This window comes from Luteibacter sp. SVR4-7G (assembly GCF_056755555.1).
Window position 1 is genome coordinate 35020 of sequence record NZ_JBPGXO010000036.1, and the last position, 11126, is coordinate 46145.

The following is an 11126-nucleotide window of genomic DNA, read 5'->3' on the forward strand; positions in this document are numbered from 1 at the left end:
CTGTCGTCCCGGCTTTTTTCCCGCATTCTAAGCCCAAGCCTTGACGGCGACAGATATTTCTATAAATCTAGAATAATGGAAACATCGACTGCCCTCGACTGTCTCGGCGCCCTTGCGCAGGAACATCGCCTCCACCTGTTCCGCCTCCTCGTCCAGGCGGGAGCCGCCGGCCTTTCCGTGGGCGAACTGGGCCAGGCCACGGGCTTGCCCGGCGCCACGCTCACCAGTCACCTGAACATCCTGCGCCGGGCAGGATTGGTCACCGACGAACGCCGCGGGCGCGGCATCCAGTGCCGTGCGAGCTATGCCCGGATGAATGGGTTGCTGGCGTACCTCACCGAGAACTGCTGCGGCGGGTCGGCGGTGGCGGGGTGCCCCTCCACCTCCTGTTGCTGAGCGTTGCCATGCCCGTCACTCATGTACTTTTCCTCTGCACCGGGAACTCCGCGCGCTCGATCATGGCAGAGGCCTTGCTCAACCTCCTCGGACGCGGCCGGTTCCGCGCGTACAGCGCCGGCAGTTTTCCCTCCGGCAAGGTGCAACCGTTCGCCGAAGAACTCGCCCGCAAGGCGGGCTACGACGAGCCCTTGCGCAGCAAGAGCTGGGACGAATTCGCGCAACCCGGCGCACCATCGATGGACATCGTCATCACGGTTTGCGACAACGCGGCAGGCGAAGTCTGCCCCATCTGGCCGGGACAACCGGTGACTGCGCACTGGGGCGTACCGGATCCTGCCGCCGTGACGGGCCCGGCGGAAGAATGCCGCCAGGCGTTCGGGAACGCGTGGCTCCGCCTGAAACGACGCATCGACCTGTTGCTCGCCTTGCCCATGGAACGACTCGACGCGCAGGCCATGCAGCGCGAGCTGCGCAGGATCGGCGAGGTCGCCGACGCGCATGGTTTCCGGTGATGCTGTCCGTGGTACATATCGTTCGCCGGAGCAAACCCTGGTTCGATGCCGGCATCGGTCATGCGGAGGCTTATGACCAACGTTGAAGTCGCCCGGCCGGAAGATCGCCTCGCGATCCTTCGTGTTCTTCAGGAAGCAGGACTTCCCACGGAAGATCTTGCGGATGCGCGGTCCGTGGGTTTCCTCGTCGTTCGCGACAAGGGCATCGTCGGCGTGGTGGGCATCGAACGCGTGGGTGCCCACGCGTTGCTGCGTTCGCTTGCCGTGACTGGGCAAGGTCGCGGGCGCGGCCTGGGCCGCTCGCTCGTCGAGGCGGCCCATGAGTTCGCCGTGTCCAGCGGCATCCCGGTCCTGCACCTGCTGACGACCGACGCAGACGGCTTCTTCGACCGTTGCGGCTACGCGCGGCTCGACCGCAACGATGCGCCCGAGGAGATCAGGCATACCCGCCAGTTCTCGAGCCTGTGCCCTGCGAGCTCGGTGCTCATGGTCAAACGTCTGGAACCACGTCACTCATGAGCGGCCTTCCCTCAGGGACGCGCTTCCAGCACGATGTTGAACGGCGTCTCGGCCGCGCGGCGGAAGCGTCTGAAGCCGCCGGCGTCGACGATCACTTCGCGTAGCCGCGCCTCGCCCGCTTGTGCACCCAGCGCCGGACCCTGGCGGGCCAGCGACACGGGAACGCAGATCATCGAGGACGCCGCGTAGTACACGCGCCCCACCGGGTTGAGGTTGTCCTCCGGACGGTTTCCCGCGAAGGGCTCGACCACCATGCAGGTGCCGTCGTCTTTCAGCGCGCCACGGGCATGACGCGCGGCGGCCTTCGGATCGGCCATGTCATGCAGGCAATCGAAGAAGGCGATGAGATCGAAATCCCGACCCTCGTACCCCGCAGCGTCCGCCTGTTCGAAGGTGGCGTTGCCTGCGCCCGCCGCCTTGGCGCGCTCACGCGCGACGTCGATCGACGGTGCGTGATAGTCGTAGCCGACGAAGTGCGACGCGGGAAAGGCTTTCGCCATCAGCACCGTGCTGGCACCGTGGCCGCAACCGATGTCGGCCACCCTGGCGCCACGGCCGAGCTTGTCGACGACGCCGTCGAGTGCGGGCAGCCATTCGCCCAGCAGATGCGAGTTGTAGCCCGCGCGGAAGAAACGTTCGACACCGTGGAACAGGCAGGGATGATGGTCGCCCCACTCCATGCCCGCACCGCTGCGGAAGTTGTCGCGCACTCGCGGATAGGTGTGGAACAAGGCGAGCGCGATCTCGTAGGCGCCGGAAAGATCGACCGGGCCTGCCGGATCGGCGAGGCACGCGGCCTGCACTTCGTTGAGCCGGAAGGTGCCGGATGCCGCGTCGTAATCGACGTATCCGCCTGCGGCCTGGTTGCCCAGCCACTCACGCACGTAGCGCTCGTTGGTGTTCGTGCGGGAAGCCAATTCGGCGGGTGTCAGCGATTCCTTGGCCAAGGCCTTGTACAGTCCGAGTTCGTCGCCGAGCAGGACGAGCACCGCGCTGAAGGCGGCGCCCATGTCGCTGACCGCCTTTCCTAGAAATGCGTTGAGTTTTTCTTCGTCGATGGACATGAGTACGCGCTCCGAAGCCAGAGGGTTCGATGCGAGACATCGTCCTGCCGCCGGATGGTCTCTGTTGCTGTCCGCATCTTGCATGCGGCGGATGGAGTATAGCGCCGCCTCATTCGACAACTTTCCAACGGACATCTATGCCGCGGACATAATCGTCGCAACGGCAACGCACTCACCTCGCGTTACCGGCGCGGCAACCGCCGCCAACCCGTCATGGGAATGTCGCCATTCGGGCGCGCAGTGACCTCGTAGCTCAGGACGTCACCGTCGATCGTGTAGCGGCGGACCTGGGTGGCCCCTTCCCAGTTGGGGTAAGTCGAGCCATCGACGTGGAAGGTCAGCGTATGTGCGGCCGGATCCATCTGTACCGTGCCGTAGTGCGAACTGGTGCCCATGATGGCCTTGCGGAATTCCTCCGGCGTGCCCTTGCCCTTGTCGTTCGCCGCGAACTTCGGCCGCTCGGGACTGAAGATGAACATCGCATAGTGCCCGTCGCGGTCCACCTGCAGGACGCCCTTGGGGGCATCGCCGTAATCGTGTCCGCGGGTGCCATCGGGGTGCACCACGTCGGCGAAGGCAAGGGTCCAGGTGCCTTCGAGCGTCTCCGCAGCGCTGGCGGTATGCGCCACCAGCATGAGCATGCCACCGAGAGAAAACGCCTTGCGCAGGTTCATCGGGAAATCCTCGCTTCCAGGGGTGACCGGCAGGATATGCGCTACCATGCATTTAGAAAACGCATGACCAGATATTTCAGGCATTTCAAAATGAAATGGTCGCCATGAAGTCCCTAGATCTCGATGCGGTACGGGCCTTCGTCCTTACGGCGCAACTCCAGAGCTTCACTCGTGCGGCGGATGCGCTGGGCACCACCCAGTCTGCGATCAGCCTGAAGCTGCGCCGGCTCGAAGGCCAGCTCGGCCGGCGCCTGCTCGAACGCACACCCCGGCAAGTGCGTCTTTCCGCCGAGGGAGCGAGGTTCTTCGACGCCGCCCGCGACCTGGTCCAGGCCCAGGAACAGGCGCTCGCGTCGTTCGAGGCGCGCCCGCGCAGGCTTACCATCGGCATCAGCCACCAGCTGGTCGGAAGCGACATGCCGCGGCTGCTCGGATGGCTCAATCAACACGATCCCAGCCTGGTCGTCGAACTCCGTGTCGCCGGATCCGGCGAGGTGATGGCGAGCTACGACCAGGGCACGCTGGACGCGGCCATCGTGCTCCAGCCGCACGATCATCGCCGGCGCGGCGAGGTGCTGTTCGAGGAATCCTTCGCCTGGGTGGCTGCCCCGCAATGGGAGCCGCGCGCCGGCAAGGCCTTGCCGCTGTCGACACAGGGCGACACGTGCAGCATCCGCAACGCCGCCACCCAGGCGCTCGATGCGGCCGGCATCCCATGGACCGAAGTCTTCATCGGCAAGGGCGCCGCACTGGTCGGCGTTCCCGCGGGCATGGGCTGGGCCGTCGCCGTGCTGGCGAAGCGTGCGGCGCCGCCGGGAACGATCGACGTGGGACGCAGGCACGCGCTGCCTGCCCTGCCGACGCAGCAGGTCGTCCTCCATTCCGCGCTCAACGATCCGCGATCGCGTCAGGCACTGGCGACGCTTGCTGCGGCGTTCAGGAGTGCTTCGGGGGCATAAAAAAACCCGCCACGTGGGCGGGTTTTTCAGTTTGGCTGGGAGACTAGGATTCGAACCTAGATAAACGGAGTCAGAGTCCGTTGTCCTACCGTTAGACGATCTCCCAATAAACCGGGCTTTGGTGCGCTCTGACCTTAGAGCACCAAAGTGTGAAGCGGGATTAGCGCTTCGAGAACTGCGTGGCGCGACGGGCCTTGTGGAGACCGACCTTCTTGCGCTCGACTTCGCGGGCGTCGCGGGTCATGAAACCGGCCTTGCGCAGCGGCGACTTCAGCGCTTCGTCGTATTCGACGAGGGCGCGGGCGATGCCGAGGCGGATGGCGCCGGCCTGGCCCGTGATGCCGCCACCGGCGACCGTCACCATGATGTCGAACTTGCTGCTGTTGTCGGTCAGCTCGAGCGGCTGGCGGACGATCATGCGCGAGGTTTCACGACCGAAGAACTGGTCGAGCGGCTTGCCGTTGACGACGATGCCACCGGTACCCTTGCGGAGGAACACGCGGGCGGCGGAGGTCTTGCGGCGGCCGGTACCGTAATTCTGCTGGATAGCCATGTCGATTCCTTAGATTTCCAGCGCCTGCGGCTGCTGTGCGGTGTGCGGGTGCTCGGCGCCGCCGTACACCTTGAGCTTGCGGTACATGGCGCGACCCAGCGGGTTCTTCGGCAGCATGCCCTTGACGGCGATCTCGATCACGCGCTCCGGGTGCGTGGCGAGCAGGTCCTTCAGACTGGTGGTCTTCAGGTTGCCGACATAGCCGGTGAAGCGGTGGTACATCTTGTCGTCCAGCTTCGCACCGGTGACAGCCACCTTGCCGGCGTTGATCACGACGATGTAATCGCCGGTATCGACGTGCGGGGTGAACTCGGGCTTGTGCTTGCCGCGGAGACGGCGCGCGACCTCGGTCGACAGGCGACCCAGGGTCTTGTTCGTGGCGTCGATCACGAACCAATCGCGCTTGACGCTCTCCGGCTTGGCGCTGAACGTTTTCATTTCGAAAATACCTGGTTTGCCGCCTTGGAAGGCGGAACACGGAATCGGTGAAAGCAAAGGCGCGAGAGAATAGCGAACTTTTCCCTCATCGCGCAAGCCCACGATAGTGGTGAGCTTCGGGCCGACAATCATAACATGACGGCCGGTAACCTTCACAACCCTGTCGCATCCGGGGGCGGTGCGGCAACCCGCCGCCATGCCTTCACCCGGGGCGTGACAACGGGCATTGTAACGTGTGTCGTCCCCGCACGCTGGAGCCCCCGATGTCCGTCCGCACCCTCAGCCCCCTGGATCGCCTGCTGGATGGCCTGGAGCGGGCGATGGAGGCCGTCGCAGGTTCGCCGGAGCCGTCGCGCCGCTCGCCGGCGGCCGACCTGCCCGAGGCCGCGCTGAGCGATGCCGAGCGCCGCCACTCGGCGGGCCTGATGCGAATCAACCACGTGGGCGAGGTGTGCGCCCAGGCGCTGTACGTGGGCCAGGCCGCCTTGGCGCGGACGGACGAGACCCGCCAGCACCTGATGCACGCGGCGCAGGAAGAGACCGACCACCTGGCCTGGTGCGCGGAGCGCCTGACGCAGCTCGACAGCCGCCCCAGCCTGCTCAATCCCCTCTGGTACGCGGGGAGCTACGCCATCGGCGTGGCCGCGGCGGCCGTGGGCGATCCGGTCAGCCTGGGCTTCGTCGTAGAGACCGAGCGCCAGGTCGAGGCCCACCTCGCCGACCACCTCGAACGCCTGCCGCCGCAGGATGAGCGTTCCCGGGCCATCCTCACCCAGATGCAGGCCGACGAGGTCCGCCATGCGGAAGCCGCCCAGGCGCGGGGCGGCGTGGACCTGCCCTGGCCGCTCCCCCGCCTCATGCACGCCGCCTCGACGGTGATGAAGCACGTGGCCTATCGCATCTGAGCGGTTCCGGACGGATTCCTACCGCGGATTGCATCCGTTCGCCTCGGCCACGCTCTCGGGGACATCGGGCCGGAACGGCTCCAGGTTCCACGGAACCTTGTAGCGCGCGATCACATAGTGGCAGACGAGCTGGCGCCGCATGCCGCCGCCGTCGTTCTCCCTCCACTGGCGGTCGTTGCCGAACTTCTGGACCAGCTCCCTGTAGACGGCATCGGTCGCGTCGGGCAACGCGTCGCGTCCCCGTGGCGTGGGTCGGACCGACAGCGTCCATTCGTTCCTCCTGGTTCCGGGGTCGTACCGGTGGATCCATTCGCCGGAGCGGATGTACGCGCCGCGAAACTCGTCGTGGAAAGACAGCTGCTCGGCCGGGCTGTAGCTGAAACCGGCATCCGCGGCGCCGTCGCGCGGAAGGGTGAGCGCGATGATGGGCAGGAACCGGCCCGTGGCCGTCCAGTAATCCCTCTGGTCGTGCTGGGCGTCGGGCAAGCCGCCTGGCAGGTAGAACAAGGCTTCGATCGGCAATCGGGCGGGTTCCCGCGCATCCCACACCGCCAGGCGGAATTCGTTTTGCTGGTCGAAAGACTCCACGTGGTCGAGAGCCCGCGCCTTGATGAAGGCGGCGAACGACTGGGTCGCCTTTTCGTTCGCGTCGTCGCGCACGTTGAATCCGCAGTCGTCCACGTCGCTGTAATGGTGTCTCCTGTGCTTGTCGAACCATTGCTCGCCGGTGTAGATGCCCTGTTCATGGCAGGGCCTGCTGTTCGCCAGGGATTCGGTGCTGGCGCCGCATCCTTGCAGCTGCGGCCTGGTAGCGGTCGCGCCGCCGACGGGGAATGCGCAGAGGACGCCGACCTTCACCCTGCTGACAGGGGTGGAGAGCGGCGCAAACACGATGTACCCATTATTCTCGTGACGAACCAGCCGGCTGAACTTCGAGTCGGCGCGCAGGTACGAAAACGAAACCCCGCCACTCGCCGCGGATGCCGGGCTCGGCTCCCAGAACCTGTATGCGGGCGAAGGCGTCGTGGCCCTCAGGAACACGCCGTTGCATGCGAATCCCGGCGTGGAAGCCCTTCCGCAATCCATGCGGGTATCCAGGTAACGGGCCCGGAGACTGGCCGCGGTCTTCGCCCCCAGCGCGTCGCCTTCGGCATCGGCACGCGCGGTGCCTATCCACGATCCGCAAACGAAAACGCCTGCAAAGAGCAAGGCGGCGATCCAGCCCGGATCGACTCGTGCAAACTTCCTGTTCATCGGTCCTTGTCCTGAATGACGAATCATCCCCGATGGCGAGCGTCCGTCATCGGCCCATCGCGCCCTGCGATGGGGATGCCAATCTACTCCCCCCGGAGTCGCCGACTCGATACGCCAACGGCCATCCGGTCGCTGCTCCGCACGGCCGGCAACAGCGATCTCCGCTTATCGGCAATAGCCGAAACCGCGTCCCTGCAGGTGGAAATGCGTGCGATGGGCGGCGTTGTAGTCGGGACCGAGGAATGCTCCGAAGAAACCACAGCCCCGCGCCTGCACCTCGTGGAGGAAGCCGGATTCGCGCGGCAGCGTCCAACCGTACGCCACGTTGATGCGCCGGCCGTCGGCGAGGCGCCAGCCCGTGACGTCCAACGCGTCGGCCTGGGCATGACGGCTCAGCGGGGCCTGGTCGCGGTGGTAGACATTGCGGCAGGCGTAACTGCCGACGTGGTCGACGACGCGGACGGACGTGCCGAAGGTCGCTTCCGCTTCCGGCTGGAGTACGTGGCGGTGGAACAGCACCAGCGACGCGGCCAGCGGGCAGGTGAGCGTCGCAGGCGAAGCGAGGCGCGCGGGGCCGATCGCCGACAGTCGCACCGCGTCGCTCCAGCCGCATCCATTGGGCTCGACGCGGTCCGCCACGGGCGTGAAGACCGCTCCCGCGTCCTTGATCGCCGCCCGGCAGGCCGCCGGATCCTCGCCCAGCCGGGCGAGCTTGAAGCGCAGGAACATGTCCGGCTCCGCCTTGAGGTCCAGCGGCGCCCAGGGGTTGTAACGGTCAGGCGGGCGCCAGCCGCGCGACCAGACGAGGGCGGCCAGGGCCAGCAGGAGGACGAAGAGCAGGAACGCGCGCATGAAGCCACGCTAGCCAAGCGTGCGTGAAGGCTTTCGAGGCGCTTCCCACGGCATGAAGAAGAAGCCCCGCTTCCGCGGGGCTCCTCGTTACATCAGGTTGCGGCCGTGGAAGAGTTCCTCGATCTCGCGGCGGAGCAGCGACTCGATGCGCTGGCGTTCCTTGAACGAGAGATCGTCGGCCTGGGCCTCGAACAGGTACGTATCGAGGTCGAAGTCCTTGATGTGCATCTTCGTGTGGAAGATGTTTTCCTGGTACACGTTCACGTCGAACATCTCGTACTTCTGGCGGATGTGCTTCGCCAGGTAGTCCTGCACCGAGTTGATCTTGTGGTCGATGAAGTGCTTCTTGCCCTTCACGTCGCGCGTGAAGCCGCGCACGCGGTAGTCGGCGATGACGATGTCCGACTCGAAGCTGTCGATCAGGTAGTTCAGGGCCTTCAACGGCGAGATGACGCCGCAGGTGGCCACGTCGATGTCGGCGCGGAAGGTGGCGATGCCGTTGTGCGGATGCGTTTCCGGGTAGGTATGGACGGTGATGTGGCTCTTGTCCATGTGCGCCACGACGGCGCCCGAGATCGTGTCACGGCCCAGCTTCTCGACCACCGGCTCCTCGGAAATGAGGATGGTGACCGAGGCCCCCTGAGGGTCGTAGTCCTGGCGCGCGATATTCAGGATATTCGCACCGATGATCTCCGCCACATCCGTGAGGATCTGGGTCAGGCGGTCGGCATCGTACTGTTCGTCGATGTACTCGATGTAGTTCTGCCGCTGCTGTTCGGAAACCGCATAGCAGATATCGTAGATGTTGAAACTCAGCGCCTTGGTAAGGTTGTTGAAACCCTGCAGGCGAAGGCGGGGAAGCGGTTTGACCACAGCGACTCTCCGAGGCCGGGGGAAGCGGCCAGCAGCAGACGCGGGTTAGCAGCTAGGGTCCCCGCAAAATGAACGCACCGAGCGGGGTCTAGCCTGCCCGGTGCTTATGTACGGCGTGAGACAAGGGGTCCGGACGCCGAGGGGGTGAAATTATGGGGCAAGCGGGCACGGATTTGAATAAGCCCGGGTCCCGTCCCTCCAAATGGTGGATTTTGCCGCCCGGATGTCTGCAATAATCGGGCAGGGACATTCTGACTGGGACATGGCGTGTCGGGCGCGCATGACGGAAGTTCGTCAGCAGGCGGCCGAAGGGGACGCCATGCCATTGAGGCTCAACGGAATCTGCTGTGGCTCAACTCAAATACATGTTGCAACAGGCGTTCGAACGGTCGCAGGCTCCCTCGAGCTTCGCACCGGATCCCACGTCGATGGGGCGTTTCCTGGATGCCTGCCACCGCCGCCGTTATCCGGGGAAGACGGCGATCATCCGGCCCGGCGACCCGGCCAACACGCTCTACTACGTCGTGGACGGCTCGCTCGCCGTGTGCACGGAGGACGAGGAAGGCCGCGAGCTGATCCTGGCTTACATCAACCGGGGCCAGTTCATCGGCGAGATGGGGCTCTTCGTGGAGCAGGCGCAGCGCGAATCGCTCGTGCGCACCCGCACGGCCGTGGAAATGGCCGAAATCAGCTATGAACGGCTGTTCCAGCTGCTCGAAGGCCCCCTGGCCGCCGAATGCCCCAAGCTGCTCTTCGCCATCGGCTCCCAGCTGACCCAGCGGCTCCTGCGCACCTCGCGCCAGGTCAGCCGCATGGCCTTCATGGACGTCACCAACCGAGTCTCCCGCACCCTGCTCGACCTCTGCCAGGAGCCCGACGCGATGACCCATCCGGACGGCACCCAGATCCGCATCTCCCGCCAGGAAGTGAGCCGCATCGTCGGCTGCTCCCGCGAAATGGTGGGCCGGGTGCTCAAGCAGCTGGAGGAGGAGCGGATGATCGACGTGTCCGGCAAGACCATCGTGGTGCGCGGCACGCGCTGAGGCCGCGGGGGCGCCGGAGCGCCATCAGGCGCCCCGGTAGACCATGTAGACGTCGGCGCGCTCGTAATGCGAGCCGGGCCGGATCGACGGCTGGCGGACGAAGCCGGCGCGCTCGTACATGCCGAGCGCGCGGTCGAGCCGGCTGTTCGACTCCAGGAACAGCTCCTTGCCGCCGCGCCGCCGGTATTCGGCGATGGCCGCGTCGAGCAGCGCGCGCCCCGCGCCCAGCCCGCGGAAGTTCTCGTCCACCCCCATCTTCGAAAGCTCGAAGACGCCTTCGCTTTCGCGGATCAGGGCGCAGGTACCCACCACTTCGCCCGCATAGGTGGCGAAGAAGATGGCGCCTCCGGGGGCGATAATCTGCCCTTCCGGATCGGCGAACAGGGTCCGGTCGACCCCTTCCACGCGGAAATGACGCTCGAGCCACTGCTGGTTGAGCCGGCGGAAGTGGTCGCGCAGGGCCGGCTCGAAGGGCACCACCTCGACGCCCGCGCGCGAGAGCGCCGCGCGCTGGTCGAGGATGGCCGCCACCAGCGGCCGGTCACGCAGGGCCTGTTCGCAGTCGGCGATGGCTTCCAGCATGGCCGCGCCGTGCGGGCCCAGCGACTCGGCCATGCCACGCCGGATGGCGAGCCATACCGGTCCCAGTGCACCCAGCGCGCGTTCGCCCGCGTCGGTGAGCGCCAGCACGCTGCGGCGCCCGTCGTGGGGATCTCGCCCGCGCACCACCATGCCGGCCTCCACCAGGCGGTCGGCCAGCTGGCTGACCGCGGAATGCGTCTGGCCGATGGCCAGCGCCATGTCGGTGACCGTGGTCGGACCCACGTCCCGGAGGTAGCGCATCACCGGGAACCAGCGCGATTCGATGCCGGCCCCGCAGGCGCGGTAGACCTCGTCGATGGCCGTGTAGAACTGGTCGCTCAATGCCTTGAGCCGGCTGCCGAGCGCCAGCTCGCGCAGGGATGAGAGGTACATCGGAGATCTCGCCGTATGAGATGGATGAGGCTAGCCGTGGCGCGATGCCGCGTGCAAGCGCCAGAAGTCGCCCTTCATGCCGTCGTGTCGTCCACCTCGTATATGG

General features: G+C 66.0%; 14 protein-coding genes and 1 tRNA gene. 6 read left to right on the plus strand and 9 right to left on the minus strand.

All coding sequences use genetic code 11. The features are described from left to right. Positions 1 to 75: 75 nt before the first annotated feature. The 3 genes from ACR9ZH_RS13845 (at position 76) to arsN2 (ending at position 1430) form a co-directional block, all read left to right on the plus strand. Positions 76 to 396 (plus strand): ArsR/SmtB family transcription factor, encoded by a 321-nt coding sequence (locus tag ACR9ZH_RS13845; RefSeq protein WP_481291342.1) that lies wholly within the window; start codon positions 76 to 78, stop codon positions 394 to 396. Between the two features lie 8 nt (positions 397 to 404). Then, on the plus strand, positions 405 to 911 hold the full coding sequence (locus ACR9ZH_RS13850; protein ID WP_481291343.1) for an arsenate reductase ArsC: 507 nt from the start codon (positions 405 to 407) through the stop codon (positions 909 to 911). Positions 912 to 983: 72 nt separating this feature from the next. Next, positions 984 to 1430: an arsenic resistance N-acetyltransferase ArsN2 gene (gene arsN2 / locus ACR9ZH_RS13855; RefSeq protein ID WP_481291344.1), complete on the plus strand. Its 447-nt coding sequence runs from the start codon at positions 984 to 986 to the stop codon at positions 1428 to 1430. Between the two features lie 11 nt (positions 1431 to 1441). Here arsN2 and ACR9ZH_RS13860 read toward each other — a convergent pair whose 3' ends face one another. Continuing rightward, complete coding sequence (locus ACR9ZH_RS13860; RefSeq protein ID WP_481291345.1) at positions 1442 to 2494, minus strand: class I SAM-dependent methyltransferase; 1053 nt, start codon at positions 2492 to 2494, stop codon at positions 1442 to 1444. A 182-nt stretch (positions 2495 to 2676) separates the two neighbouring features. Beyond that, positions 2677 to 3168, minus strand: coding sequence for a lipocalin-like domain-containing protein (locus ACR9ZH_RS13865; protein WP_481291346.1), 492 nt, complete (start codon positions 3166 to 3168; stop codon positions 2677 to 2679). A 104-nt stretch (positions 3169 to 3272) separates the two neighbouring features. Between ACR9ZH_RS13865 and ACR9ZH_RS13870 the strand changes: the two genes are divergently transcribed. Continuing rightward, positions 3273 to 4127 (plus strand): LysR family transcriptional regulator, encoded by an 855-nt coding sequence (locus tag ACR9ZH_RS13870; protein WP_481291347.1) that lies wholly within the window; start codon positions 3273 to 3275, stop codon positions 4125 to 4127. 32 nt (positions 4128 to 4159) lie between these two features. Here the strand turns inward: ACR9ZH_RS13870 and ACR9ZH_RS13875 are convergent. From ACR9ZH_RS13875 to rplM, 3 genes are all read right to left on the minus strand, one after another. Then, positions 4160 to 4233: transfer RNA gene (locus ACR9ZH_RS13875), tRNA-Gln, on the minus strand. A 54-nt stretch (positions 4234 to 4287) separates the two neighbouring features. Then, complete coding sequence (rpsI, locus tag ACR9ZH_RS13880; protein WP_481291348.1) at positions 4288 to 4680, minus strand: 30S ribosomal protein S9; 393 nt, start codon at positions 4678 to 4680, stop codon at positions 4288 to 4290. Between the two features lie 9 nt (positions 4681 to 4689). Further along, complete coding sequence (rplM, locus tag ACR9ZH_RS13885; RefSeq protein ID WP_166699779.1) at positions 4690 to 5118, minus strand: 50S ribosomal protein L13; 429 nt, start codon at positions 5116 to 5118, stop codon at positions 4690 to 4692. 263 nt (positions 5119 to 5381) lie between these two features. On the opposite strand from rplM, the gene coq7 reads away from it, so the two are divergent. Then, on the plus strand, positions 5382 to 6023 hold the full coding sequence (gene coq7 / locus ACR9ZH_RS13890) for a 2-polyprenyl-3-methyl-6-methoxy-1,4-benzoquinone monooxygenase (protein ID WP_481291349.1): 642 nt from the start codon (positions 5382 to 5384) through the stop codon (positions 6021 to 6023). Between the two features lie 18 nt (positions 6024 to 6041). Here the strand turns inward: coq7 and ACR9ZH_RS13895 are convergent, their stop codons facing one another. From ACR9ZH_RS13895 to speD, 3 genes are all read right to left on the minus strand, one after another. Then, positions 6042 to 7277: a DUF2599 domain-containing protein gene (locus ACR9ZH_RS13895; protein ID WP_481291350.1), complete on the minus strand. Its 1236-nt coding sequence runs from the start codon at positions 7275 to 7277 to the stop codon at positions 6042 to 6044. A gap of 165 nt (positions 7278 to 7442) precedes the next feature. Beyond that, on the minus strand, positions 7443 to 8129 hold the full coding sequence (locus tag ACR9ZH_RS13900) for an extensin-like domain-containing protein (RefSeq protein WP_481291351.1): 687 nt from the start codon (positions 8127 to 8129) through the stop codon (positions 7443 to 7445). Positions 8130 to 8216: 87 nt separating this feature from the next. Next, the gene (gene speD, locus ACR9ZH_RS13905; RefSeq protein WP_036109987.1) at positions 8217 to 9002 is read right to left on the minus strand and encodes an adenosylmethionine decarboxylase; all 786 of its coding nucleotides are present in this window, start codon (positions 9000 to 9002) and stop codon (positions 8217 to 8219) included. A 365-nt stretch (positions 9003 to 9367) separates the two neighbouring features. On the opposite strand from speD, the gene crp reads away from it, so the two are divergent. After that, complete coding sequence (gene crp / locus ACR9ZH_RS13910; protein WP_427460509.1) at positions 9368 to 10045, plus strand: cAMP-activated global transcriptional regulator CRP; 678 nt, start codon at positions 9368 to 9370, stop codon at positions 10043 to 10045. A 24-nt stretch (positions 10046 to 10069) separates the two neighbouring features. On the opposite strand, the gene ACR9ZH_RS13915 is transcribed toward crp, so the two are convergent. Beyond that, positions 10070 to 11020: a bifunctional helix-turn-helix transcriptional regulator/GNAT family N-acetyltransferase gene (locus ACR9ZH_RS13915; protein ID WP_481291352.1), complete on the minus strand. Its 951-nt coding sequence runs from the start codon at positions 11018 to 11020 to the stop codon at positions 10070 to 10072. Positions 11021 to 11126: the final 106 nt, after the last annotated feature.